The organism is Brevundimonas sp. NIBR11 (assembly GCF_027912535.1).
In the GTDB taxonomy this organism is placed as follows: Bacteria; Pseudomonadota; Alphaproteobacteria; order Caulobacterales; family Caulobacteraceae; genus Brevundimonas.
In genome coordinates, this window is the sequence record NZ_CP115465.1 from 2,070,610 (window position 1) to 2,096,405 (window position 25,796).

Below are 25,796 nucleotides of genomic sequence, written 5' to 3' on the forward strand. Positions count from 1 at the left end.
GCCGATGCTGAAAATTCTCCATGTCGACGACGAGCCCGACATCCGCGAAGTGGCCGCCATGTCGCTTGGCATCGATCCAAACTGCGAAGTGCGATCCGCAGCCTCCGGCGCGGAGGCCCTCGGCCTGCTGGAAGGCGGATGGCAGCCCGACGTGGTGTTGCTGGACGTCATGATGCCAGAGCTCGACGGACCCGGCACGCTGGAGCGGATGCGTCGGCTGCCATCGCACTCCGACACGCCGGTCATCTTCATGACGGCTCGGGCCCAGGCCCAGGAACAGAGCCGCTTTCTGGGCCTGGGAGCCATCGCGGTGATCGTCAAGCCATTCGATCCCATGACGCTGGCAAGCCAGGTGCGCGATCACCTGTCCGGCGCCCGGTGAGCGATCCGCTCGCGCCGCTTCGCGCACGATTTCGCGCCAGGGCCCGCGACGATCTTGCACGGCTGAGGGCGCTGAAGACCGGCGACCTCGCGTCGAGCGACCTCAGGATGCTGGCCCACAACATGGCCGGAGCGGCCGGCACGTTCGGCTATGCGGCGCTGGGGGCGGCGGCGATGGCCGTGGACGACCGCTATGTCGTCGGCGATCTGCCGGATGCGGATCAGTTGATCTTGCTGGAACACCTGCTGGCCCAGGCGGCCGCGGAGGCGGACTGACCTCAGGCCTCGTCCATGTCGTTCAGGAACGGCCGAATGGCCAGGATCGCCTGACTTCGGTTGTTCACGCACAGCTTCTTGAAGATGGTGGAGAGGTGCTGCTTCACCGTCCCTTCGGTGATGTTCATGTCGCCGGCGATCTGCTTGTTCAGCCGTCCGTCCGCCAGGGCGGTCAGGACCTTCAGCTGGGTCGCCGACAGGCTGGTCACCTGCTTGCGGAAGTTTTCAGCCGCAGGCGTGGGCGGCTTGGCATCCACCGGGAACAGGGTCTCGCCCCTCAGGATGGCGCCGACGGCGTTGACCAGTTCGGAAACCGGTGCGGACTTGCTCAGATAGGAGGCGACGCCGAAGGTCCGGGCCATCGCCACGGCATGAGAGTCCGCCCGCGCCGACACGATGGCGATCGGACGATCGGGAAGGAGCTGCTGCAGACGGATCAGTGCGCTGAAGCCGGTCGCGTCGGGAAGCATGAGGTCCAGCAGCACAAGCTGGATGCGCGCGGCATAAGCGCGCACATAGGCCTCGGCCTCAGCGGCCGTCGTCACGCGCCCGACGTCGATGTGCGGATAGGCGGCACGGATCGACAGTTCGAAGGCTTCGCCGACCAACGGATGGTCATCGACGATCAACACTATCCACCGCATGGCGGTTACTCACTTCAGCCGGGCGAGCTGCCCCCAACGCACCAACCCTTGGTGGCATTCTTCCGCGAGGTCGGTTAATAAAAGGTATATGATATTTAACCATTTTTAACACTGTTGTCTGTCTCAAAATAATACACTGAACAATCAACTCGAATACTTATTCCGTGCAATCTATAACTTTGGTCCGATTTGGCGCTTGTAGATGGGCGTCGAGATGGACCAACCCGCCGACTGAGGTCACCAAGCGATCACATTCATCGCAACGCCCCTTGGAGACCCGCTCATGAAGAAGATCATCTGCGTCGCCGCCGCTCTGGCCGCCGTCGCCTTCGCCGCTCCCGCCATGGCCCAGTCGACCGCATCGACCACCGGCACGGGTTCGATCACAATCATTCGCCCGCTGACCATCACGAAGAACGCGGATCTGAAGTTCGGCTCGGTCGTGCGCCCTTCGACAGGGTCGGGCACGGCCGTCGTCAGCGCGGCCGGCGTTCGCAGCGTCACGGGCGGCGTAGTCGGCCTGGCATCGGGCGACACGCCCCAGGCTTCGCAGTTTACCGTCGCCGGTGAAGGCGGTCAGTCGATCTCGGTCACCATCCCGGCCACCTTCACCATGGCCAATGGATCGGACAGCCTGACGGTCACGACCAGCAACAACCTGACCGGTTCGGCCGGCGCCCAGACGCTGAGCAATGCCCTCGGCGGCGCGGGCACCCTGGTCTTCACGGTCGGCGGCAGCGTGCCGGTCGCCTCGACGACCCCGACCGGCGCCTACACGGGCGCCTTCACCGTCTCGGCCGCCTACAACTGAGCCGGCGCTCCCGGCAGGTCCTACGCGGTTAACGAGTAGGGAAGCCGAGGCCGATATCGTCGTCCGGCGCAAAGACAGGCCTCGCTCATGTTCAAATCCATTCTCGCCGCATCGCTCGCCCTGGCCCTGACGGCCGGGGCCGGCGCCGCTTCGGCTCAGGTCGGCGCGGACCTGAACATCTCGCCGCGCCGCGTGACCTTCGACGAGGCCGATCGTTCGGCCTCGGTCTATGTGTTCAACCAAGGCGACGCCGCAGCTACCTACACCGTGGAGCTGGTCGACCGGGCCATGCAGCCGGATGGCCAGATCGTCCTGGCTTCGGACGTTCCCGCGGCCATGCGAAGTCTCTCGGCGTCGGAGTTCATCCAGTACACGCCCCGGCGCGTCACCCTGCAGCCGCGCGAGAGCCAGGTCATCCGCATCCGTGTCCGGCCGCCGGCGAGCGGCGAGGCGCACGAGTATCGCACCCATCTGACCGTCACCGCCCTGCCGCCCGAGAGCACCGGCTTCACCGTCGACCAGGCCGCGACGCCAGGCGCCGACGAGGTGTCGTTGCAGGTCGTGGCCCTGTTCAGCGTCAGCATCCCCTTGATCCTGAGAGAAGGTTTGATCGACGCCCGGGCGGGTATCGACGCCGTCAGCCGCCTGCCGGCGATGGAGGGCGCACCCAACGGCGCCGTCCAGCTGGATCTGGTCCGTCTCGGCGCCAACTCCGTCTACGGCAACGTCGAGGTCTATGCCGGCGAAGGCCCGGCCGAACGTCTGGTGGCCGTGGTCCGGGGCGTCGCCGTCTATCCGGAGATCGAGCGACGGACCGTGATCGCGCCTTTGGCCGAGGCCCTGCCGGAAGGGACCGCCCTGCGTATCGTCTACAAGGATGATGATGCGACCCCCGGAGCTGCGCTCGCGACGATGGCGGTTCCGGGGTCATGAGCCCGGGCCGCCCGTTCGCGGCCGTCGCGGTCGCCGGACTGGCCCTGTTCGGCGCCGCCTCCCCCGCCCTGTCCCAGGACCTGATCGACGAACTGAGCCAGGCCGCCAGCCCGCAGCCCTTCAGCGCCGACGACCTCCTGTTCATGGAGGTGACGGCCGACGGCTATCAACTGGCGGAAACGATGAACGTCTACGGCTCGCGCGGCGGTGTCTATGTGCCCTTGGGCGAGTTCTCGCGCGTCCTCGACTTCGCCGTCGGCGTCTTCCCGGCCGAGGGCCGCGCGGAAGGCTGGTTCGGATCGCGGGAGACGGAGGTGAGCATCGACCTTCGCCGCCATCAGGCGGTCGTGGGGTCGGTCGTCACCGAGTTCGAGCCCGGCCAGGCGGCGATCTACGACGGCGACATCTATCTGCGCACCGATCTGCTGGAAGAAATCCTGCCCCTGCGGCTGCGGGCCGACGTCAACGCCCAGACGCTGACCGTCATGCCGACCCAGCCCCTGCCTTTTCAGGAGCGGCTGGCGCGTGAGCAGCGGGCGGCGGGCCTCGGGCTGGAGCCGGCCGAGGTCCAGGCCACCCGGATCGAGATACCGTACCAGATGTTCAGCCCGCCGGCCTTCGACGTCAATCTGGGCGGCCAAATCGCTCGGGACGGCATCAACCAAAGCCGCAGCTTCGATATCCGTGCGGCCGGCGATCTGGCTTACGCCGGGTTTCAGGGCTTTCTGGGCTCGGATCAGGACGGCGAGTTGAACACGGCCCGGGTCCTGTTCGAGCGCAAGGATCCGGGCGGTCGCGCCCTGGGGCCGCTGGGCGCCACCCGGGCCGGGATCGGCGATGTCTTCACGCCCTCCATGGCGATCGGCGCGGGCAGCGTGAGCGGCCGCGGCGCCTATTACACCTCGGCCCCGCTGGAGGCGCTGGACCTGTCGACGCCGCTCGATCTGCGCGGCGAACTGCCTCTGGGCGAAGACGTCGAGCTGTACGTCAACGAGGTGCTGCAGGCGACGCAGGCCTCCGCGACCCAAGGGTGGTATGAGTTCCTCGACGTGCCTCTGACCTTCGGACTGAATACGATCCGACTGGTCTTCTACGGGCCGCAGGGCCAGACGCGGGAGCAGGTGCGGCGGGTCAATTTCGGCACGGGGCAGGTGGCGGCCGGAACCTTCGTGATGCGTCTGGGAGCGGTCGAGCAGTACCGGCCGGTGTTCGACATCGGCGGCCCCCTGCCCGACACCGAGGCGGGGCCAGTCCGACTGTCGGCCCTGTTCGAATACGGCCTGTCGCCGACCCTGACCCTGAGCGGCGGCGCAGCCCGTTATACGCCGCGCGGCCGAGAAGCCCGCAGCGTCGGTCTGGCAGGGCTCAGGTCGTCGATCGGGTCGGTGGCGGCCCAGATCGATGTCGCCCTCGACGATCAGGGCGGGCAGGCCGCGAACCTCGGTCTGGCCGGACGGCCTTTCGGCCTGTCCTTCGTCGGCCGGCATTCGGAGTATCGTGGCGACTTCGTCGACGAGACCCGCCAATTCGGCCTGACCGAGGGCGTCTCTCTGCGCCGTGCGACAGACCTGAGGCTGGACGCCCAGATGCGGTTCGGGCTCGCCGACCTGCCCCTGTCGCTGGACGTGAGACGGGTCGAGCGCACCGACCAGACCGATCGGTTCACGGCGGAAGCCCGGACCTCGGCGCCGATCGACCGTTACTATGTCTCGACCAGCCTGAGCTACGAGAGCGAGGGCATGGTCGGATGGCGTCGCGACCGTCTGGTCGGGGCGCTGGACATCGCGACCCTGATCGCGGCGCGGGCCCAGTTGAGAGGCGGAGTGTCGTACGAGTTGGGACCGGAGGCACAGCTTGAAGCCGCCTATGCGAACCTCGACTTCCCTGTTTTCGAGACCGGTGCGGTCCGGTTGGGGGTGATCCGTGCGCTCGGAGAGACCGATGCGACGACGCTTCAGGCCTCGGCGCTTTACCGGGCGCCGCGTTTCGACGTGTCCCTGACCACCGCCTACGAGACCGCCAACGGCGAGTGGACCGTGGGGCTTCAGTTCGGTTTCGGCTTCGGCTTCGATCCGTTCAGCCGCCGCTATCGCGTCACCCGGCCCGGCGTCTCGTCCGGCGGTTCGGCGGCGCTGGAGGCCTTCGTCGATGCGGATGGAGACGGGCTGAAGGGTGACGACGAGGCGGCGGTGTCCAAGGTGATGCTGGAAGCGCCATCGGGCGCCGTGGTCACCGGGATCGACGGGCAGGTGATCGCCGCCGGGCTGGGCGACGGGGCCGGGGTGCGGATGCGGGTCAATCTGGAGGGGCTGGACGATCCCTTCCTGGTCGGTCCCATGGCCGCCGTCGAGGTGGTGCCGCGGCCGGGAAGGACGGCGGTCATCGCCTATCCGATGCAGATCACGAGCGAGGCCGAGGTCACGGTACGGCTGCGTCGCGGCGACGAGGCTCGCACCCTGGCGGCCGTCGACCTGAGACTGGTTCCGGTCGCGGGGGGCGAACCGATCGCGGCGCGGACCGATCATAGCGGCACGGCCTTTATCGAGGGTTTGCGGCCGGCTCGGTATCGGGTGGAACTGGACCCCGAACAGGCGCAGACCCTGGGCCTGTCGCTGGAAGGAGCGCCCGAGGTGGTCGCTCCCGCAGACGGCGGGTTCATCCGCGCCGGAGACGTCTTCATTCGCATCGCCGGCACGGAGCCCCAGGCATGATCCGCCTTCCGCCCCTCATCGTCCTCGGCCTCTGCGCCCTGGCCGGACCAAGCCTGGCCCAGACCCAGACGCGGCCGGCGACCGGGAGCATCGTCATCGAGCGGGCCCTGACCGTCAGCGGCGTCCGGCCGATGACCTTCAAGGAGTCGGGGCGGGAGATCGACGCGGTCTCCGGCAGCGAGATCAGTGAGGCGATCATCGAGGTCACGGGCGATCCGGGCCGGGTGTACCGCGTCCGATTGCCCGCCGCGATCGAGGCCGACGGCCTGGGCTCGACCATCGACAGCTTCACCCTGCGCAGCGACAACTCGGGCGACATCTCCGAGACGCTGACCGCGCGGATGGACGCCCATGGGTTCGACCGGCTGCATGTCGGGGGTCAGCTGCGGCGCACCCCCGGGCTGGTGATCACCGAAGTCAGCGCCGCCATCCCCCTGAGCATCGACTACGAATAGGCCTGTCGGGCGCGGCCGAGACGTTCGATCGCCTGGTCGAGGACGGCGTCGGCCTTGGCGAAGCAGAGGCGGGCGACCGAGCCGCCGGTCGAGCCCGCGACGAAGGCGGACAAGGGGATCGAGGCGACGCCGAACTCGGCGACGGCCTTCAGGCTGAAGTCGCGATCCGACAGGCGGACGCCGGAGGCGGCGAGGTCGAGATTGAGGAAATAGGTCCCCTCCCCCGGCGTCAGAGAGAAGCCCTGGTCGGTCAGACCGGCGGCGAGGCGGTCGCGGGAGCGCTGGAGGCCGGCGCGCATCTCGACGAAGGCGGTCTCGGGCCAGGCGAGGCCGGCGGCGACCGCGACCTGGAGGTTCGGCGGGGTGGCGAAGGTGAGGAACTGATGCGCCTTGGCGACCGGATCGACCAGGGCCGGGTCGCCGCAGACGAAGCCGATCTTCCAGCCCGTCATGCCGAACATCTTGCCCGCCGAGCCGATCTTGAGGGTGCGGGCCGCCATGCCGGGCTCGGCGATCAGGGAGAGGTGGCGTCGGCCGTCGAAGATGACGTGCTCCCAGACCTCGTCGCTGACGGCGATCAGATCGTGGCGGACGCAGACCTGGGCGAGGGCCGCGACCTCCTCCGCATCGAAGGCGCGGGCGGTCGGGTTGTGGGGGTTGTTGAAGACGACCATCCGGGTTCGCGGCGTGACGGCGGGTTCGATCGCGGCCTCGGTCAGGCGCCAGTCGGGCGCGGTCAGAGGGATGGCGACGACCACACCGCCGGCGCGCTCTATCAGGGGGCGGTAGGCGTCGTAGGCGGGCTCGAAGATCAGGACCTCGTCGCCGGGATGGACGAAGGCGGAGATAGAGGCGGCGATGGCCTCGGTGGCGCCGGAGGTGATCAGGACGCCGTCGAAGGTGAGATCGACGTTCTGGAGACGGCCGTAGTGTTCGACGACGGCGTGGCGCAGCTCCGGCACGCCGCGCGAGGGCGCGTACTGGTTGGAACCGGTCATCAGGGCCTCGGCGGCGAGACGGCGGAGCGCCTCGGGGCCCTGGTCGTCGGGGAAGCCCTGGCCGAGATTGATGGCGTCGTGCCGGCGGGCGAGGCCGGACATGGTCTCGAAGATGGTGACCGGCATGTCGTCGAAGACGGGATGGGCGCGCATGGGATGAAGGGAGCGGATGGAGGGCGTGGTGGCAAGGTGGAAAGCTGGGATGAGATCTTCTCCCCCCCGGGGGGGGGGGGGGGGGGGGGGGGGGGGGGGGGGGGGGGAGGGTGGTCGAAGCCGAAGGCGGAGACCGGGCGGGGGCGGCCAGGCGAGGCCCCACAGACGCGTTGTCGCTTGGTCGCCTTGCCGCCCCCACCCCGTCGCTGCGCGACGACCCTCCCCCGAGGGGGAGGGAGAAGCTCTGAGCCAGACGTGGCTCATCGCTCCTCCGCTGCGAACGGGTTGGGGAAGTCGACGGAGCCTGGGCGGTCGCCCGGAACCGAGGTGGCCCCCTGCTTTCGCGTTACGGGGACCGATGAATGTTTTTCGGCTCGCGCCGAGGCTCCGTCCCCGACCGGGTCCGCGAGCGTCGCCCAGCGGGTGTACGGACACCCCGGGAGGGGTCTGCATCATCGTCGCAACGATGATTGACCACAGGTCCCGGGTCCTTTGGACCCTCAGGCGATAGGCCCGCGACGGGCGGCGGGCTCAGGCCCGCCGGGCTCCGAGGTTTCACGCCCCTCGAACATTCGCTTCGGGAGCCAAATCGTTGGCTCCCTCCACGACTACCCGCTACGATCGGCCCCGCCGCACGTCCGGGTCCTGGGCCCAGGACGCCTTCCCCAACGACGGGATGGGGAAGAGTGTACGCCCGGTTTGGGAGGCGCCTGCGATAAAGGGCTTAATCGGAGCCGGGCGTTGAATTCGTTGGGCGAATTCGGGCGTCCGTTGATGGGTATCGACGCCTTGACCCTCTCCCGGCGGGAGAGGGAACTACCCTAGCCGTCCGTTCCAGCAGCGGAGGGTGACGTCGGCCTCGGTCACCGGGGTGGCGCCGGTGATGCGGAGGGAGCGGGTCTCCCCTGCCCCCAGGTCGAAATGGTTGTCGCTGAAGACGAGATCCGCGCGGTCGGACGTCAGGTGGACGAAGGCGAGGTAGGCCCGGACCGAAATCTCGACGTCCAGGGCGCCGTCGGCGGCGGGGCGGGCGGTCATCGTCGGGCGGGCGGACGGGTCGAGGGCAAGGACCTTGATCGGGACGGTCAGAAGGCGGTTGGCCTCGAAGGCGCCGGTCGTGGAGCGGACGGTCAGGACGTGGTCGGCGGAGGCGGCGACCTGGCCGCTCCAGACCGGACGGCTGGTGTTCGAGGGGGCGTCGATGGGGACCTCCTCGGACCAGAGCGTTTCGCCCGCGAGGGTGGTCAGGGCGATGACGGCGCGGTCGGCGATGACGCCACGCGCGTCGTTGGTGATCCAGAGTTCGACGCCGCCGTGACCCAGTTCCTTGAACGAGGCCAGCACCGGAGCGAAGGCGCGGCGGACGGTGTGGAAGGCGGCCTTCTCGACGCCGTCGTAGTCTACAAGGCTCCAGCTGACGCAGGGCCAGCAATCGTTGAACTGCCAGATCAGGGCGCCCGAACAGTGGGGGGTGCGGCGACGGAAATGCTCGATGCCGAACTTCAGGCCCTGGCTTTGCGTCCACTGGGTGAAGTCGATGTAGTCCTGGATCGTCGTCGCCGGACCGGTGACCGGCTCGATCATGGCCAGGGCCTTTTTCGCCTCGTCCTTGATGCGGAGCTGGAAGCCTTCGCTTTCGGGATCGAGGTCGGCAGGGTCCATCCAGCGCTGGAGGGTGGCGAGCGCCGGGGCGGCCTGGATGCCGAACTCACTGACGAAACGGGCGGTGTCCTCGGCGTAGCGTTGGTAGACGATCTTCTCCGGCGCATAACCGAAGGGTTCGCTCATGACGTCGTCGGGGATGGGCGGCACGCCGTGCCAGACGGTCCAGTCGTGGACGTCGCCGGCCTTCATGCCGTTGGGATTCCTGCCGCCCCAGGGGCTGCCCGGCCAGTAGGGGACGGTCGCATCGAGGTCGGCGAGAAGGCCGGGAATGATGTCGTCATAGAGGATCGCGCCCGGCAGGGGCGCGGCGACGCCGGAGACGTCCTCGTTGATGCGGTGGATGGCCTGGTTCTCGTTGTTGCCGCACCACAGGGCCATCGAGGGGTGATGGCGCAGGCGGCGGACCTGATGCTCGACCTCGGCGCGGACCGAGGCGACGAAGGCCGCGTCGTCGGGATAGGGGGCGCAGGCGAACATGAAGTCCTGCCAGACCAGAAGGCCGTGGCGGTCGCAGAGGTCGTAGAAGACGTCGGGCTCGTAGATGCCGCCGCCCCAGACGCGGATCATGTTCATGTTGGACCGGACCATCTGGCCGATCAGACGGTCGTAGGGATCGGACTCGACATCGGCGACGAAGGAGGTCGAGGGCACCCAGCAGGCGCCCTTGGCGAAGATCGGCAGGCCGTTCAGGACGAAGGTGAAGAAGGTCGCGTCGGGCTCGACCGGGTCGGGCGACTGGTCCAGCGCGATGGTGCGGACGCCCACGGCGCGGATCGTCTCGTCGAGCACGCGGTCGCCGTCGAGGAGGCGGACGGTCAGGGCGTAGAGGGGCTGGTCGCCGAGGTCGTGGGTCCACCACAGGCGGGGAGCGTCGAGGTCGAACTGGACCGGAGCGGCATTGGTGGCATCGCGGTGGAGGTGGAAGACGATGTGCCCGTCCGGGTCCGTCAGGATGATCTCGGCGCGAAGGCCTGTGGCGGCGCCGGCGATGTCGAGCTCGATCCGGGCCTGGGCCCGGTCGGACGTTGCGGTCAGGGTGGTGAAGGCGAGGTCGGCGATGCGGGCGCGGGGGCGGACCTCGATGCGGGCCTCCCGCCAGACGCCGACGGTGGGCAGGTCGGGGCCCCAGTCCCAGCCCCAGCCGAACTGGGCCTTGCGCATCAGGTTGCGCTTGGAGCGGCTGATGCGGTCGGTGAAGGCAGGCCAGGCCGGAGGCGGCGTGCGGCCTTCCAGCGCGAGCGCGGTCGGGTCGAAACGGACGGACAGGGTGTGTGTCCGCCCGGGGAGGACGCGGTCGCCGATCGGGAAGGTCCAGGCGTGAAACATGTTGTCGGCGCGGCCGATCTCGGCGCCGTCGAGATGGACGGCGGCGAAGGTGTCGAGCCCGTCGAAGGTGAGTTCGAGCGTCTCGTCGGCGGCGATTTCCGGGGCGACGAAGGTGGTGCGCCACCACCATTCACGGTCGCGGACCCAGGCGGCTGTGGCTTCGTTGCGATCGACGAACGGGTGATCGAGGCGGCCGGCGGCGATCAGGGCCTGATAGACGTCGCCGGGCGCGGAAATGGGCATCCAGCCCTCGCCGGCGTCGGCCGAGCCGGCGCCGGGATCGAAGTCGAGGGTCTGCCAGCGGTCGAGGCGCACGACGCTCACCGGGCCGCCTCCACCTCCTGAATGAATGTCTCGACCGCGGCCTGCGCCTCGTCGCCCGCGCCGATGAAATAGTTGTGGCCGATGTCCTGGAAGGTGACGAGGCGGGCGTTCGGCAGCATCTGCGACAGCTTCACCCCGGCCTCGTAAGGGACGGCGAGGTCCTGTGTGCCGTGCAGGACGAGGGCCGGCAGGGTCACCGCCGCCACCTCTTCCGGCGTGACCGAATAGTCGATGATGGCGTGGCTCTGGGCGATGACGCCGCGCATGGAGAAGGGGTCCTTGGCGAGCACGGCCTGGTCGCGCGCGATCCGGTCATCGGGGGCGGCGTCGCCGTAGCCGCTCTTGAACTTCTTGGACGCCAGACCCTTGAGAAGCGGCATGAGGCGATAAAGGACGCTGATCAGCCATTTTCGACGCGGCGGAATGTCGGGCGTTTTGGCCATGGTGCAGCCGAGGATGAGCGAGCGGGCGCGTTCCGGATAGCGGATGCCGAACTCCAGGCAGATGCCGCCGCCCATCGAGACGCCGTACACGTGGGCGCTGTCGACCTCGGCCGCGTCGAGCACGGCCAGGGCGTCCGCCGTCATCTCCTCGACGGACGTCCTCGCACGCGACTCGCTCTGTCCCGTGCCCTGATTGTCGAACCAGATCAGGCGGTAGCGATCGGCCATCGCCTCCTTCAGCGGATACCACATCTCGGCGGAGAACCGGTGGCCCATGATGAGCAGGATGGGGACGCCGGAGCCGCTCTGGTCCCAATGGATGCGCGTGCCGTTGCTGATGATGGAGGGCATTCGGTTGTCCTTCCCGAGGCGCCGGAGCGCGTGTTTCCTCCGGCGCTCTGCGACGCCGTGATGCCTCTGCATCCCATCGAAGGACCTTCGATGTCAACATTCACTCGCAAGTGAATGAGTGTTGACGAGCTTCGAAATCGGTGATCATTCTCCCGCTCATGGCGACGCGAGATCGTCAGGGAAACGCAATCACCGAGGGAGGCTACCCATGGCTGGAAAGCTCTGGCTCACGACATCCGCCGCCGTCCTGCTGTGGGCCGGGGCCGCGCACGCACAGACCGCTCCGTCCACGAACGATCAAGCCAGCACGCTGGATGAAGTCGTCGTCACAGCCGAGCGCCGCACGTCCAACCTGCAGACGACCGCTGTCGCCGCGACCGTGCTGAGCGGCGAGGAGCTGCAGAACAAGGGCGTGACGAACATCGAGAGCCTGCAGTTCTCGGCGCCGTCGCTGACGGTTCAGAACTCGGGTCAGGGCAACAGCTTCAACATCCGCGGCATCGGCAAGACCGAGAACTCCTCCTCGGTCGGCGTGGGCGTGATCACCTATCGCGACGGCGTCGCGGTCTTCCCCGCCTATTTCCAGAACGAGCCCTTCTACGACATCCAGTCGGCGGAAATCCTGCGCGGACCGCAGGGCACCTTCGCCGGTCAGAACGCCACCGGCGGCGCCCTGTTCATCACCGAGCGAAACCCGGACTTCAACGGCATCGGCGGCTTCATCACCGGCCAGTACGGCAACTACAACGACCTGCGCCTGACGGGCGCCGTCAACCTGCCGGTTTCCGATACGCTGGCCGTGCGCCTGGCCTTCGACAAGGAAAACCGCGACAGCTTCTACACCGTCATCCAGGGCACGCCGTCGCGCGGCGAACCGGGCGTGAAGGACACCAGCAGCGCCCGTTTGAGCGTGCTGTGGCAGCCGAACGACCAGGCCCGCGTCCTGTTCAAGACCGACTACAACCTGATCGACCTGGGCGGCTATCCGAACACGCCGCTGACGGCGACGGACGGCCTGTTCAACATCCGCACCAACGGTCCCTTCGAGGCCGTCGACGAGACGCAACGCCACGTGCTGAACGCCAGCTATACGTTCGGCAACGGTATCACGGCCCGGTCCATCACCGGCTATCAGACAGGCACGACGATGGTCCGGTCGGATCTGGACGGAACCGCCCTGGCCACCCCGGCCGGCAACGCCACCTTCTATGACGAGGTCGATCAGGAGCTGTTCTCGCAGGAGATCAACCTGGTGTCGCCGGACGAAGGCCGCATGACCTGGATCCTGGGCGCCTATTACCAGAACGATCTGATCACCTTCCCGCCCGGCCAGTTCGTGACCCGTCAACAGGTCTCGCCGGCCTTGCCGATCCTGTACGACACCTTCCTGCAAGGGCGGAATCCGAAGACGACGACCGCCGCCTTCGGCCAGATCACCTACGACCTGACCGACGCGCTCGAGCTGCAGGTCGGAGCCCGCTACACCCGTTCGACGGTGGAGAACGACGCGGTCGCCTCGGCGCCGCTGCTGGGCCTCAGCCTGACGCAGAAGGACAAGTTCGAAGAGAACGCCACGACGGGCAAGGTCGCCCTGAACTGGACGATGGACGACAACAACTTCCTCTATGCCTTCGTAGCGCGCGGCTTCAAGGCGGGCGGCCTCAACGGTCCGAACCTGGCCTTCGTCCCGCCCCGCGAGTTCGAGGGCGAGATCGTCATGGACTACGAGGCCGGCTGGAAATCGACGCTGTTCGACGGCCGACTGCGCACCCAGATCGGCGCCTACTACAATAATTACGAGAATTTCCAGATCATCCTGGGCGACCCGACGACGCCGGCGATCACCTCGATCCTGAACGTCACGGGCGACACCAAGATCTACGGTCTGGAAGCCTCGGCGCAGGGCCGGTTCGGCGATCTGGGCTTCGACTTCGGCGCCTCGATCTCGCACTCGGAACTGGGCGACTTCTTCGCCGCCGATCCGCGCCGGGCGCGCACCGGCAACTGCGTCGGCGGGACCGGCCCGGCTTCGGGCAACTGCGTCAACATCGGCGGCAACAAGCAGACCTATGCGCCGGAAATCACGCTGAGCGCGGGGGTCCAGTACGACATCGCCCTGGGCGCCGGCGTCCTGACGCCGCGCATCGACTTCAGCCACATCGGCGAGAGCTGGGTGACCATCTTCAACAACGCCGCCCTGGGCGACCGCCTGGAAGAGCGGAACATCGTCAACGCCCAACTGACCTACGAGCAGGCCGACTGGCGCGTGCAGGCCTATTCGACCAATCTGACCGACGAAGAATACGTGGGTTCGGTCAAGGCCGGGCTGCGCTACGCCGGACCGCCGCGCCAGTACGGCATCCGCCTGACGCGCAGTTTCTAAGCGTCGAGCGTAACAGTGACAGCGTCCTCGTCAGGATCGATGCAGGCCTATGGCCTGACCGTCGACCGGTTCCTGGAGCATGCCGCGAAATGGCTTGGTCAGGCCTCGGTCGTCACCGCAGGCATCGACGGCGAGGACGCCGTTATCGGCTATGCCGCCCTGCGAGAGCGGGCCAACCGTCTCTCGGGCGCTTTCCTAGAGGTAGGCTTGGCGCCGGGTGACCGGCTGGCGACCCTGGCCTGGAACACCCAGCACCATGTCGAGGTCTGGTACGGGGCCATGGGGGTCGGCATGGTCTGCCACACCCTGAACCCACGGCTGACCATCGCCCATCTGGCGGCGATGATTACGGAGGCGGACGACCGCGTCCTGATCGTCGGACAGGGTCTGGGCGCCATGGGGCGAGACCTGATGGCGGCCTGTCCGTGCCTTGAACGGCTGATCCTGATGGACGGCGACGCGGTCGGCGATCCGGCCCGCGAGATCGGGATCGAGGCGCTGCTGGCGCAGTCCGGCCGCCCGGCGGCCTGGGGCGGTTTTTCCGAAGAGGCCCCGGCGGGGCTGTGCTTCACCTCCGGCACGACCGGCGCGCCCAAGGGCGTTCTCTACTCCCACCGCGCCAACTACCTGAGCACCCTGCGCTGCCTGCAGGCCGACGCTCTCGCCCTGAGGGGGACGGACGCGGTCCTGGTCGCAGTGCCGATGTTCCACGCCAACGCCTGGGGCCTGCCGTTTGCGGCGGCGGCCGTCGGGGCGACCATGGTCCTGCCGGGCCGGGTCACCGACGGAAAGTCGCTGGCCCGACTGATCAACACCCACGATGTCACCGTGGCCATGGGGGTGCCGACCGTGTGGCTCGGCCTCATCGACCATCTGGACGCCAGCGGCGAGGAGACCCCGACGCTGGAGCGGGTCGTCGTGGGCGGCTCCGGCATCGCCGACGCCCTTCTGAAACGGATCGAAGACCGGCTCGGCGCCACGGTGCAGACCAGTTGGGGGATGACCGAACTGTCGCCCATGGGCACCCTGTCGCCCCCGGCGCGGGAGCCGGGCGCGGCAAGGGCCTCGGGCCGGGCGCCGGTCGGGCTGGACATGCAATTGTTCGACGCGGCGGGGGTCGCCCTGCCCCAGCAGCGCAACGTGGTCGGCCATCTGAAGGTCAAGGGCCACAGCGTGGTCGAACGCTACTACGGCCATGCCGAGACCTCGGTGGACGCCGACGGCTGGTTCGACACCGGCGATCTGGCCATCATCGACGACGAGGGCAACCTGACCCTGTCGGGCCGCTCCAAGGACCTGATCAAGTCGGGCGGCGAGTGGATCAATCCGGCCGAGATGGAAGACATCGTCGGCGCCCTGCCCTCCGTCGGACTGGTGGCCGTGATCGGACGCGTGGACGCCAAATGGGGCGAGCGGCCGGTGATGGTGATCGAGCCGCGCCAGGGCCATGCGGTGAACGACAACGACGTGATCGCGGCGCTCAAGGGCCGGGTCGCCGACTGGTGGCTGCCCGACCGGATCGTCTCGGTGCCCTCCATGCCTCTGGCCGCGACGGGCAAGATCAACAAGATGCAGCTTCGCGCCACCTATGGGGCGGCCTAGGGTGACGAATCCCCTCGCCGCATCGGCGCGACCGGCTCCGGATCGCACGCGGGTGCGCATCAAGGCCGCGACCATGACGACTAAAACCCCCGACACGCCCGCACCCAAGCCCGCTCGCCGGTCCAAGGCCGACCAGCGCGCCGAAAGCCTGGAGCAGATTCTGGATGCGGCCGAGGAGCTGTTCTCCCAGCACGGCATGTACGGCGTGACCCTGAAGGACGTGGCGCAGAAGGTCGGGGTGCACACCTCGCTGATGCACTACTACTTCAAGGACAAGACCGATCTCTTTCAGCAGGTCGTCAAACGCCGGGCGCCGATCACCATCGGCCGCCGCGTCGAGGCGATGAAGCGCTATGCCGAAGAGACGGGCGATCATCCCACCGTCGAAGGGGCCCTGCGCGCCTTTCTCGACACCGACCTGGACCTCTACATCGAGGGCGGCGAGGGCTGGCGGAACTACGGCGCCCTGGGCGGTCAGCTGAACAACACCCCGGTGTGGGGCGCGGCGGTGATGTGGGAGAATTTCGACCCCGTCGTGCTGCAGCTGATCGACCTGTTGAAGAAGGCGATGCCCGAGGCGGAGATGGAGGACATCTTCTGGGGCTATCACTTCGTAACCGGCGCCCTGACCCTGTCGCTGGCCCGCACGGGGCGGATCGACCACCTGTCGGGGGGTCTGTGCCACTCCGAGGACTTCGAGGCGATCAAGGCGCGCATGGCCAGCTTCATGGCCGGCGGTTTCAAGGCGATCTGCAAGCAACGGGCGGACGAACGGAAGAGTGTGAGCCATGGCTGACGTCGCAGGTTTTCCCGTCGCGGCCCGTCCGGAGGACCTGGGCTTCGACAGCGCCCGACTGGGACGCCTCGACGACTATATGGCCGGGATGGTCGCCGCCGGCCGCGTGGCCGGGGTGTCGACCCTGATCCTGCGCCACGGCAAGGTGGTCGCGCACAGAACCCACGGGTCGGCCGTGCTGGGCGGGATCGCACCCCTGACGACCGACGCGGTCTTCCGCATCTATTCGATGACCAAGCCGATCGCGGCCGTGGCCATGATGATGCTGTTCGAGGAAGGCCGTTGGACCCTCGACGATCCGGTGTCGAAATTCATCCCCGAGTTCGCCGAGCTGAAAGTCTTCACGGGCGTGGGTCCGGATGGGGCGATGCTGGTCGAGGACGCCAGACGTCCGCCGACGATGCGAGAGGTGATGAGCCACACCGCCGGCTTCGCCTACGGTCTGTTCCCCGACTTCCATCCGCTGGAGAAGGCCTATCTGGCTGAGCGGATCGCACGGCCCGAAGGCGTGCAGGCCTTCGTCGACCGCGTCGCGGCTCAGCCCCTGATGTTCCAGCCCGGGTCGGAGTGGTTCTATTCCGTGGCGTCTGGGATCCTGGGCGTCATCGTCAGCCGCATCTCGGGCCAGTCGTTCGGCGAGTTCCTGAAACAGCGCATCTTCGATCCGCTGGGCATGGTGGATACCGGGTTCGCCACCCAGGATCACAATGTCGACCGGCTGGTGACCTTCTATCAGGACGACGGCGCGGGCGGGCTGAGAGAAGTGACCGAGGTGCTCGGCGCCCCGATCAATTCCTTCACCAGACCGCCCGAGTTCGAGGACGGCGGCGGCGGGCTGGTCTCGACGATCAGCGACTATGCCCGCTTCACCCAGATGATCCTGAACCGGGGCGAGCTGGACGGGGTGCGCATCCTGGCGCCCGTCACGGTCGAGCTGATGGGGACCAACGTCATTCCCGACGCCGTCCTGGCGACCAGCCACCCGCTGCGGCTCCTGCCCTTCAATCCGGCCTTCGGCTTCGGGTTGGGTTTCTCGGTCATGAAGGACCCGCGCCGGCTAGGATCGGTCGAGGGGCGCGGCACCCTGGCCTGGGGCGGCATGGGCGGGACCTGGTTCTGGATCGATCCCGAGAACGACCTGGTCTTCGTGGGCCTGATCCAGCGTCTGGCCGATCCGATCTCCGGCGAGTTCCGGGCCAAGGCGCGGACCTTCACCTACGCCGCCCTGACCCGGCCGGAACTCTAAACGTCATCCAACAACAGACGGGTCCAAAGGCCTGCAGTCGAGGAAACGAAAATGACCACGGTTGATGTCGCCGACGACGTCGTCCCGCCCGAGCCCGGCGCATTCCGCAAGACGAAATGGAGCGTGGTCTGGCTTCTGACCATGACCCTGTTCTCGGCCCTCACGGTCGGCGGCCTGTTGGCGCCGATCCAGGAGGCGGTGAAGCTGGATCTCGGCCTGGACGACTTCCAGCTGGCGATGATCATCGGCACCGCGACGGCCATTCCCGCCGCCATCCTGTCCCTGCCCATCGCCTGGATGGTCGACCATTCGACGCGGACCCGGCTCCTGATCATCCTGTCGGCCTGCTGGGCTCTCGGGACGATCGGCACGGCCTTCGTTCAGGACTTCTACGGCCTGTTCGCCGCGCGTCTGATTGCGGGGATCGGAGCGGCGACGGCCTTCCCTGTGCTGATCTCGCTGCTGGCCGACGTGTGCATGCCGCAGAGGCGCGGTCGGGCGATGCTGCTGGTGTCGATCGGCGCCTGGGCCGGGGCGGCCGCCGCCTTCGCCATCGGCGGGACGCTGTTCGGCTGGCTGGAGGCCAATCCGACGGCCTTTGTCCAGAACATGCCGCCGTGGCGGGAGGCGCACCTGATCGTCGGCATCGGCGCGGCCATCCTGGTCCTGCCGCTGTTCCTGATCCGTGAGCCCGTGCGCCACGAGGTCCAACAGGCGAATCCGTCCCTGAAGGTGTCGCTGATCGCCTTCTGGAGGCGGCGGTATTTCCTCGGCTCGCTCTATGTCGGCAACTTCGCCGGCGCCCTGGCGGAGGGCGCCGCGGCGCTCTGGATCGGCTCGGTGCTGGTGCGTCAGTACGGTCAATCGCCCGGCGAGTTCGGGGGCTGGGTCGGACTGGTGATCTTGGCGTCGGGCGTCATCGGCTCGATCATCGGAGGGATCAGCGCCGACATGGCTCAGAAGCTGAAGATGCGCGGCGGCATCCTGTTGCCGGCCGTCATCGCCACGGCCCTGAGCATTCCGGCCAGCGCCTATCCGATCATGCCGAACGTCACCCTGTTCGCCTGGGTGCTGCTGGCGCTCCTGACGGGCGGGGCCGTGGTCAACCTGGTCAACTCGGCGGCCATCGCCGTGCTCCTGCCCAACGAGGAGCGAGCGACCAGCCTGGCGGCCCTCGCCATCATCGGCAAATTCGTCGGCGGGCCGGTGACGGCGGGCATCATCGCCTGGATGACCGTCCTGTTCAAAGGACCGACGGGTCTGGGCGTGACCTTGACCTGGCTGGGCGTGGTGACGGGCATCATCTCGCTGCTGGGCTACTGGGCGGCGATGCGGTTCGCGCCGCCGCCGGCCGCCGAGATCCTGCCCGACGCCCCGACCGCCGAGGTCTGAGGTGAGCGATAGTCCCTTCACCCCGGCGGTCGGCATGGTCGACCGGCTGGACTCGAAAGGGTTCGGGCCGAGCGAGGAGGACTACGCTTTCGTCGAGGCCTATCTGGCGCCGGGGGATTTCGATCCGGACTGGGCGGCGAAGCTGGCCGATCCGGAGCGGCGGGCGACGCGCGAGGCCCTGTCGGCGGAGAGGAAGGCGCGCGACTGGCCGGCGCTCAGCCAGTACCGCGAGGCGAACGAAGCGTTAGCGGGACAGGCGGTGGACGTCGTCTTCATCGGCGACTCGATCACCGAGTTCTGGTGCGTGGCCCAGCCGGACCTGTTCACCGGCGGAATCGTCAATCGCGGCATCAGCGGCCAGACCAGCCCGCAGATCCTGCTGCGTTTCATGGCCGATGTCGTCGCGTTGAAGCCAAAGGCCGTGCACATCCTGTGCGGCGGCAACGACATGGCCGGCAACACCGGGCCATCGACGGTCCGGGACTATCAGAACAACATCCTGGCCATGCTGGCGCTGGCCGAGGCGCACGGGATCAAGGTCATCCTGGGGGCGCTGACGCCGTTCAACATCGTGAGCTGGAATCCGGCGGTCGGCGATCTGCGCGCGCGGACGACGGAGCTGAACGCCTGGCAGACGGCGCTGGCCGCCGAGCGGGGGCTGGCAAGGGCGGACTATTTCGCCGTGCTGGCGAACGCCGATCAGCATCTGAAACCCGAGTTCCATCGCGACGGGGTGCATCCGACGCGGGCGGGTTACGAAGTCATGGGGCCGGTGGCGGAGGCGGCGATCCGGCGGGCGCTCGGCTAGGGCCAGTACTGCCGCTACGAGTTTGTTTACTTACCTATGGTTGTGTTTGGGCGTGCTCGACATCGTTCCCCACCCCGCCCCGACCTCGACCCAGCCACGCCCCGTCCGGGTGATGGTGGTCGACGACTCCGCCATCGTGCGCGGCCTGATCGTCCAGATGCTGGAGAAGTCGCCCGAGGTCGCGATCGCGGCGCGAGCCTCCAATGGCGAAGCGGCCCTGGCAGAGCTGGGCCGGCACGAGGTCGACGTCATCGTGCTGGATCTGGAGATGCCCGTCATGGACGGGATGACCGCCCTGCCCCTGTTGCTGGCGAAACAGCCGGGAGTGCGGGTGGTGGTGGCCTCGACGCTCAGCCAGCGGAATGCCCGCATCAGTCTGGACGCCTTGCAGAAGGGCGCCGCCGACTATGTGCCCAAGCCCGAGACCGGCAGTCTGGTCAACGCCGCAGAGTTCGAGCGCGAACTCGTCGGCAAGGTGCTGGCCCTGGGGCGGCGGCGGTCGGCGGCGGGCGTGGGGAGCGTCCCGGCGACGGCGCCCCGCCCGAGGAGCGCCGTGCGGCCCGGCGTCATCGCCATCGGCGGATCGACGGGGGCGCCGCCGGTGCTGCTGGAGGTGATGGCGGGGCTGAAGGACAACGTCAGCCAGCCGATCCTGATCACCCAGCACATGCCCGCGACCTTCACCGCCCTTCTGGCCGAGCAGATCGAGCGGGCCGGAGGACGGCCGTGCGCCGAGGCAAGGGACGGGGAGCCGATCCTGCCGGGCCGGGCCTATGTGGCGCCGGGGGGATGGCACATGACGGTGGGACGCAGCGGCGCGACGCCGGTGATCCGGCTGAATCAGGAGCCGCCCGAGCATTTCTGTCGACCCGCCGTGGACCCGATGCTGAGGTCGGCGGCTGAAGTTTTCGGCAACCGGCTGCTGGCCGTGGTCCTGACCGGCATGGGGCATGACGGGGCCGATGGCTGCGCGCTGGCGGCGAAGGCCGGAGGCCGGTTCGTCGTCCAAGACGAGGCGACCAGCGCGGTCTGGGGCATGCCGGGCGCGGCCGCGAAGACCGGGTTGGCGGAGGCGGTCCTGCCGGCTTCGAAGATCGCGCCGTGGATCGTGGAGGCCTGTCGATGAGCCTGGGACATCCCGACGATGTCGAGGCCTTTCGCCGGCTGGTGCTGGAGCGGTCGGGCCTGATCCTGAGCGCGGAGAAAGACTATCTGCTGAAGAGCCGGCTGGAACCGATCGCGCGGTCCGAAGGGATCGCCGATGTGGCGGCGATGTTGCGTCAGGTGCGGCTCGCGCCGACCGCACGGCTGGCCCAGCGCTGCATCGACGGAATGGCGACGCACGAGAGCTTCTTCTTTCGAGACAACACGCCTTTCGACCAGCTGCGTGAGACCATCCTGCCCGCGCTGTGGCGAGCGCGCGGGGCGTCGAAATCGCTGCGGATCTGGAGCGCGGCCTGTTCGAGCGGACAGGAGCCCTATTCGCTGGCGATGATGCTTCAGGAGGAGCGGGCGAGGTTCGGCGACTGGAGGATCGACATCCTGGCCACCGACTTTTCGCAGCCGATCCTGGAGCGGGCGCGGACCGGTCTCTACAGCGAGTTCGAGGTGCGGCGGGGGTTGTCGGAGCAGCGTCAGGCGCGCTTCTTGGTGCGCGAGGGCGAGGCGTTCCGCATCGCGCCGGAGGTTCGGGCCATGGTCCAGTTCCGGCACCACAACCTGCTGGACGGGATGGCGACGCTGGGGCGGTTCGACCTGATCTTCTGCCGCAACGTGCTGATCTATTTCGACCCGGCGACCAAGGCGAAGACGCTGGAGGCGATCGCCGGCTGTCTGAACCCCGACGCCAGCCTGATCCTGGGGAGCGCCGAGACGGTCGTGGGTCTGGCCGGGGCGTTCGAGCCGACGCCGGGCCTGCGCGGGGTGTTCCGGGTCAGGGCTCCGGCCGCACACGCGGGGCTGCGGATCGCGTCGTGACGACGACCCGCAGCCCCGCCCGGCGGGTCTAGCGGAACAGACCCAGCAGGATCGAGGTCGAGGCGTTGGCGATCGACAGGGCCTGCACGCCCAGCTGTTGCTTCGTCTGCAACGACTGGAGGCGGGCGCTTTCCTTAGCCAGATCGGCATCAACCAGGTTGCCGACGCCGTTCTCCAGCGCGTCCGACAGCTTGCCGACGAAGGCGCGATGGGTGTCGAGCGACTTGGCGCCCGTGCCCAGACGCGCCAGGGCCGACGACACGTTGTCGATCGAGGTGTTGATCGCGGTCAGGGCCGTATTGGCCAGGGTCGAGGTGCCGATCGTGGCGGTCGAGGCCAGGGTCACGTTGGCGCCGCCCAGGGCCAGGTTCTGGGCCTTGACGTCGATGGTGGTTCCCGTGGTGTTCGACAGCGCCTTGAAGGCGGCGCTGGTCGTCGCGTCCTTGATCATGTTCACGCCGTTGAACGAGGCGTTGTTGACCACCGTGGTGATCTGATCACGGATGGCCTTGAAGTCTTCGTTCAGGGCCTTGCGCGAAGCCGTCGACAGCGACTTGTCGGTCGCGGCCAGGGCCTTTTCCTTGAGCTGGATCAGCAGGTCGGAAACCGACTCGCCGGCGGCCAGACCGACGTCGATGGCGGAAGCGCCACGATCCAGGCTGTCCTTGACGGCGTTCAGGGCCGAGATTTCCGAACGCTGACCCTGGGCGATCGCCCAGATGGCGCCGTTGTCCTTGGCCGTGTTGACCTTCTTGCCGGTGTTGATGCGGCTCTGGACGGTGTCGAGCTGTGATCGGGTTGTCTGCAGATTCTGCAGGGCGACTAAAGCCCCGGAGTTCGTATTCACGCTGTTCAGCGCCATGACGACGATTCCTATTCCCAGGTTTCGGAGCCGTTTTGGCGTCCGAGAGCATTTTGCTCAGCCGGGAGAATAGGTAGTTCTACCTAATATTTACCGAACGCAGTTTTGTACGCCAATCGACTAAATCGGAACGTGAATACTCACAGCCGATTCATCCGCTGACCACTACACAGGGTGACGGACCCGCACGTAAGCGCCCGGCGCGGCGTCGCCGGCCTTCAGCTTGCCGGAGCCGACCTTGCGGGCCTTGACCTTGTCGTCGCCGGCGGCGGCGTCGAGCCAGCCCTGCCATTCGGGCCACCAGGAGCCGGGCTTCTTCTCGGCGCCGGCCAGCCAGGCGTCGGCCGCGGCCGGGGCGTCATCATTGGTCCAGTAGCCGTGCTTGTTGGCGGCCGGCGGATTGATCATCCCGGCGTTGTGGCCCGAGCCGCCGAGAATGAAGCCGACGTCGCCGCCGAAATGACCGCGCTGGGCGTAGGTGGCGCGCCAGGCCGAGACGTGGTCGTCGTGGAAGCCGACGATCATGACGGGCGTCTTGATGGCCTTCAGGTCCAGGGCGACGCCGTCGATGGTCACGCCGCCGGCGTCCTTGAGCCTGTTCTCGCGGAGGATCCAGCCGCCGTATTCCTTGAGCGTGCGGGCCGGCATCCGGGCGCCGTCGTCGAACCACCAGAGCAGGTCCGAGGCGCGGGCGTCGTCGCCCATCAGATAGTGCTGGACCACCGAGGACCAGATCAGGTCGTTGGCGCGGACGGTCGAGAACAGGCGGGCGAGGTCGTGGGCCTCGACATAGCCGCGCTCGTCCAGATAGCGGTGGAAGGCCTTCAGGTCGTTCTCGCCGGTGAAGACCGACCATTCACCCATGTCGGAGAAGTCGACCAGACTGGCGATCAGGGTGGCGGAGGCGACGCGGTCGGCGCGGCCGGTCTGGGCCAGCCAGGCCAGGGTCATGGCCGCCAGCGTGCCGCCGAGGCAGTAGGAGACGAGGTCCAGGTCCGGCTCGCCCGTCGCCTGTTCGACCGCATCCATGGCTGCGACGACGCCCTCGGTGACGTAGTCGTCGAGACCGACCTCGGCGTGGCTGGCGTCCGGGTTGACCCAGGAGATGACGAAGACGGTGTGACCCTGATCCACCAGCCACTTCAGGTAGCTGGCCCTGGGCGTCAGGTCGAAGAGGTAGAATTTGTTCACCAGCGGCGGGACGAACAGCAGCGGACGGCGATAGACCGTCTGGGTCGTCGGGGCGTACTGGATGACCTCCATCAGCCGGTTCTTGAACACCACGGCGCCGGGGGTGGCGGCGATGTTGACCCCCAGTTCGAAGTCATTCGGGGCGCGGCGGCCGACCAGACCGTCGCCGCGCGCGACGTCTTCCAAAAGATGGGTCAGGCCGGTGACCAGGCTCATGCCGCCGGTCGCCATCGCGCGTCGGGCGACCTCCGGATTGGTCTGGGCGAAGTTCGAGGGCGACAGGGCGTTGGTCAGCTGGCGGGCCAGGAAGTCGACCTGGTTGCGGACGGTCTCGTCGACCGGGGCCGTGGCGATGAACTCCTGAAGCTGGCGACCGGCCAGCAGATAGGCCTGTTTCAGCGCGTCATAGCCGGGGTTCGACCAGTCGGCGCCCGAGAAGCGGCGGTCGCCCTTCGCCGGGGCCGCGACGGGCTCGGCGTCCAGACCCCAGGCGCGTTGGGCGGTGGAGGTCCACAGATTGGTCCAGTCGGTCCAGTTCTTCGCCTGCGCCTCGAACAATGCGGTCGGGCGGGTCATGACGGCCATGTTGAAGTCGACGACGGCGCGCACCAGGGTGGTCGGATCGTAGGGCAAGGCTTCCGGCTGCATCGCCTTGACGGCGGTCGTGCGCGCGGCGGCGGCGGCAGCGTCGGCCAGACGCATCAGGGCCTCGGCCGCGACCTCGGGGTCCGGCAGGACGGGGAACGGCAGGTCGAGGGCGGGGGCGTCAGCCTTGATCGTCGTCATGGTCGCCTTGGATCAGTTCGCGGTCAGAACGTCTACGGCCAGACAATCGTTCGGGGCGACGAACAGCCAGGCCAGGGCGCGGTCCGGGTTGGCGGCGGCCCACACCGGGCACGGCGCACCGGCGATGTCGATGGCCTCTGCGGCGGTCAGATCGACGTTTAAAGCGGCGGCGGAGATGACTTCGGCGTCGAAGGCCATGACAGGATTTCCTCGGGGTGAGCGAGGCGGCTTCTCGCATAGGGATTTTTGCAAAACCATGTCATATATCGCCAATCCGTCGTGCGTTTTTGCACGGAGCGAAGCGTGGCCGAGTTCGACTGGAACGATCTTAGGGCCTTTCTGGCCGTAGCGCGGACCGGGCGGCTGGCGGCGGCGGCGTCCCGGCTGGCGGTCGATCACACCACGATCGGGCGGCGGATCGCGGCGCTGGAGGCGCGGCTGGGAGCCCAGTTGTTCGACCGGACCCCGGGCGGGCATGTCCTGACCGTTCACGGCGAGCGGCTGTTGCCGACGGCGGAGGCGATGGAGACCCTGGCCATCCGGGCGGCGGGCGAACTGGGTCAGGCGGATCAGGCCCTGACCGGAACGGTGAGGATCGGGGCGCCCGAGGGGTTCGGCAGCTATGTGATCGCGCCGTTGATGGCCGAGTTGGCGGACCGGCATCCGGATCTGGAGATCCAGCTGGTCGCGATGGCCGGGTCGCTCAACCTGTCGAAGCGCGAGGCCGACATCTCCGTCGCCTTGAGTCCGCCGCGCGAGGGGCGGCTGGTGTCGCGGAAACTGACCGACTACCGCCTCGGGCTCTATGCGGCGCCGGCCTATCTCGACGCCCGGCCGCCGATCCTGAAGCGGACCGACATGAGCGGGCACCGGTTCATCGGCTATATCGACGAGCTGCTGTATGCGCCCGAGCTCGACTACATGCAGGCGCCGGATGTGGAGGTGCGGGTCCGGCTGCAGAGCTCCAACCTGATCGCCCAACTGCAGGCCGCGTTGGCAGGGGCGGGCCTGTGCGTCCTGCCCAACTTCATCGCCGCGCGGGAGCCGGGGCTGGTTAGGGTCCTGCCCGAGGCGGTCGGGCTGGAGCGCAGCCTGTGGTTGGTGACCCACGCCGACCTGAAGCGGCTGGCGCGCATCCGGGCAGTGACCAGTCTGATCGTCGAGGCGGTCAGGAAGGACCGGTCGCGGTTCCTCGGCGACGGTTGACGGGAAGAGAGGCGCGGCCATGGACGAGCCGCGCCTCTCCCGCTCACGACGGAGCCATGGGGGAAGCGTCGTGAGC

22 protein-coding genes are annotated in these 25,796 nt (G+C 68.0%); 15 read left to right on the top strand and 7 right to left on the bottom strand.

Going from position 1 to position 25,796, the window contains the following annotated elements:
* The first annotated feature begins 4 nt into the window (after window positions 1-4).
* Window positions 5-382, top strand: coding sequence for a response regulator (locus tag O5O43_RS10545; protein ID WP_271083840.1), 378 nt, complete (start codon window positions 5-7; stop codon window positions 380-382).
* A complete protein-coding gene (locus tag O5O43_RS10550; RefSeq protein WP_271083841.1) occupies window positions 379-657 on the top strand; it encodes an Hpt domain-containing protein in 279 nt (92 codons plus the stop codon). Before O5O43_RS10545 ends, O5O43_RS10550 begins: the two co-directional genes overlap by 4 nt.
* Before the next feature lie 2 nt (window positions 658-659).
* On the opposite strand, the gene O5O43_RS10555 is transcribed toward O5O43_RS10550, so the two are convergent.
* Window positions 660-1,289, bottom strand: a complete 630-nt coding sequence (locus O5O43_RS10555; protein ID WP_271083842.1) for a response regulator transcription factor — start codon at window positions 1,287-1,289, stop codon at window positions 660-662.
* 295 nt (window positions 1,290-1,584) lie between these two features.
* Between O5O43_RS10555 and O5O43_RS10560 the strand changes: the two genes are divergently transcribed.
* The 4 genes from O5O43_RS10560 to O5O43_RS10575 all read left to right on the top strand — a co-directional run bounded on the left by O5O43_RS10560 (window position 1,585) and on the right by O5O43_RS10575 (window position 6,211).
* Window positions 1,585-2,112, top strand: coding sequence for a DUF4402 domain-containing protein (locus tag O5O43_RS10560; RefSeq protein ID WP_271083843.1), 528 nt, complete (start codon window positions 1,585-1,587; stop codon window positions 2,110-2,112).
* An 87-nt stretch (window positions 2,113-2,199) separates the two neighbouring features.
* Window positions 2,200-3,045: a fimbria/pilus periplasmic chaperone gene (locus tag O5O43_RS10565; protein ID WP_271083844.1), complete on the top strand. Its 846-nt coding sequence runs from the start codon at window positions 2,200-2,202 to the stop codon at window positions 3,043-3,045.
* On the top strand, window positions 3,042-5,756 hold the full coding sequence (locus O5O43_RS10570) for a hypothetical protein (protein WP_271083845.1): 2,715 nt from the start codon (window positions 3,042-3,044) through the stop codon (window positions 5,754-5,756). The genes O5O43_RS10565 and O5O43_RS10570 overlap by 4 nt, the downstream gene beginning before the upstream one ends.
* Window positions 5,753-6,211 (top strand): DUF4402 domain-containing protein, encoded by a 459-nt coding sequence (locus O5O43_RS10575; RefSeq protein ID WP_271083846.1) that lies wholly within the window; start codon window positions 5,753-5,755, stop codon window positions 6,209-6,211. Before O5O43_RS10570 ends, O5O43_RS10575 begins: the two co-directional genes overlap by 4 nt.
* Here the strand turns inward: O5O43_RS10575 and O5O43_RS10580 are convergent.
* The 3 genes from O5O43_RS10580 to O5O43_RS10590 form a co-directional block, all read right to left on the bottom strand.
* Complete coding sequence (locus tag O5O43_RS10580) at window positions 6,202-7,362, bottom strand: aminotransferase (RefSeq protein WP_271083847.1); 1,161 nt, start codon at window positions 7,360-7,362, stop codon at window positions 6,202-6,204. The genes O5O43_RS10575 and O5O43_RS10580 overlap by 10 nt on opposite strands.
* A gap of 816 nt (window positions 7,363-8,178) precedes the next feature.
* Complete coding sequence (locus tag O5O43_RS10585) at window positions 8,179-10,677, bottom strand: glycoside hydrolase family 2 protein (RefSeq protein WP_271083848.1); 2,499 nt, start codon at window positions 10,675-10,677, stop codon at window positions 8,179-8,181.
* Window positions 10,674-11,471 (bottom strand): alpha/beta hydrolase, encoded by a 798-nt coding sequence (locus O5O43_RS10590; RefSeq protein WP_271083849.1) that lies wholly within the window; start codon window positions 11,469-11,471, stop codon window positions 10,674-10,676. The genes O5O43_RS10585 and O5O43_RS10590 overlap by 4 nt, the downstream gene beginning before the upstream one ends.
* A gap of 208 nt (window positions 11,472-11,679) precedes the next feature.
* Here O5O43_RS10590 and O5O43_RS10595 point away from each other — a divergent pair, with 208 nt between their 5' ends.
* The 8 genes from O5O43_RS10595 (at window position 11,680) to O5O43_RS10630 (ending at window position 21,675) form a co-directional block, all read left to right on the top strand.
* Window positions 11,680-13,854, top strand: coding sequence for a TonB-dependent receptor (locus tag O5O43_RS10595; RefSeq protein ID WP_271083850.1), 2,175 nt, complete (start codon window positions 11,680-11,682; stop codon window positions 13,852-13,854).
* Between the two features lie 39 nt (window positions 13,855-13,893).
* Window positions 13,894-15,456: an AMP-binding protein gene (locus O5O43_RS10600; RefSeq protein WP_271083851.1), complete on the top strand. Its 1,563-nt coding sequence runs from the start codon at window positions 13,894-13,896 to the stop codon at window positions 15,454-15,456.
* A 73-nt stretch (window positions 15,457-15,529) separates the two neighbouring features.
* Window positions 15,530-16,252: a TetR/AcrR family transcriptional regulator gene (locus O5O43_RS10605; protein WP_271086425.1), complete on the top strand. Its 723-nt coding sequence runs from the start codon at window positions 15,530-15,532 to the stop codon at window positions 16,250-16,252.
* Window positions 16,245-17,498, top strand: coding sequence for a serine hydrolase domain-containing protein (locus O5O43_RS10610; protein WP_271083852.1), 1,254 nt, complete (start codon window positions 16,245-16,247; stop codon window positions 17,496-17,498). Before O5O43_RS10605 ends, O5O43_RS10610 begins: the two co-directional genes overlap by 8 nt.
* 51 nt (window positions 17,499-17,549) lie before the next feature.
* The gene (locus O5O43_RS10615) at window positions 17,550-18,890 is read left to right on the top strand and encodes an MFS transporter (protein WP_271083853.1); all 1,341 of its coding nucleotides are present in this window, start codon (window positions 17,550-17,552) and stop codon (window positions 18,888-18,890) included.
* A gap of 1 nt (window position 18,891) precedes the next feature.
* Window positions 18,892-19,698, top strand: coding sequence for a GDSL-type esterase/lipase family protein (locus O5O43_RS10620; RefSeq protein WP_271083854.1), 807 nt, complete (start codon window positions 18,892-18,894; stop codon window positions 19,696-19,698).
* Between the two features lie 52 nt (window positions 19,699-19,750).
* A complete protein-coding gene (locus O5O43_RS10625) occupies window positions 19,751-20,824 on the top strand; it encodes a chemotaxis response regulator protein-glutamate methylesterase (RefSeq protein ID WP_271083855.1) in 1,074 nt (357 codons plus the stop codon).
* Complete coding sequence (locus O5O43_RS10630; RefSeq protein ID WP_271083856.1) at window positions 20,821-21,675, top strand: protein-glutamate O-methyltransferase CheR; 855 nt, start codon at window positions 20,821-20,823, stop codon at window positions 21,673-21,675. Before O5O43_RS10625 ends, O5O43_RS10630 begins: the two co-directional genes overlap by 4 nt.
* 28 nt (window positions 21,676-21,703) lie before the next feature.
* Here the strand turns inward: O5O43_RS10630 and O5O43_RS10635 are convergent, their stop codons facing one another.
* The 3 genes from O5O43_RS10635 to O5O43_RS10645 all read right to left on the bottom strand — a co-directional run bounded on the left by O5O43_RS10635 (window position 21,704) and on the right by O5O43_RS10645 (window position 24,712).
* The gene (locus O5O43_RS10635) at window positions 21,704-22,537 is read right to left on the bottom strand and encodes a flagellin (RefSeq protein WP_271083857.1); all 834 of its coding nucleotides are present in this window, start codon (window positions 22,535-22,537) and stop codon (window positions 21,704-21,706) included.
* A 165-nt stretch (window positions 22,538-22,702) separates the two neighbouring features.
* Entirely contained in the window at window positions 22,703-24,514 is a 1,812-nt protein-coding gene (locus tag O5O43_RS10640; RefSeq protein ID WP_271083858.1) for an alpha/beta fold hydrolase, read from the bottom strand.
* Window positions 24,515-24,526: 12 nt separating this feature from the next.
* Window positions 24,527-24,712, bottom strand: coding sequence for a hypothetical protein (locus tag O5O43_RS10645; RefSeq protein WP_271083859.1), 186 nt, complete (start codon window positions 24,710-24,712; stop codon window positions 24,527-24,529).
* A 105-nt stretch (window positions 24,713-24,817) separates the two neighbouring features.
* On the opposite strand from O5O43_RS10645, the gene O5O43_RS10650 reads away from it, so the two are divergent.
* Window positions 24,818-25,720, top strand: a complete 903-nt coding sequence (locus tag O5O43_RS10650) for a LysR family transcriptional regulator (protein ID WP_271083860.1) — start codon at window positions 24,818-24,820, stop codon at window positions 25,718-25,720.
* Window positions 25,721-25,796: the final 76 nt, after the last annotated feature.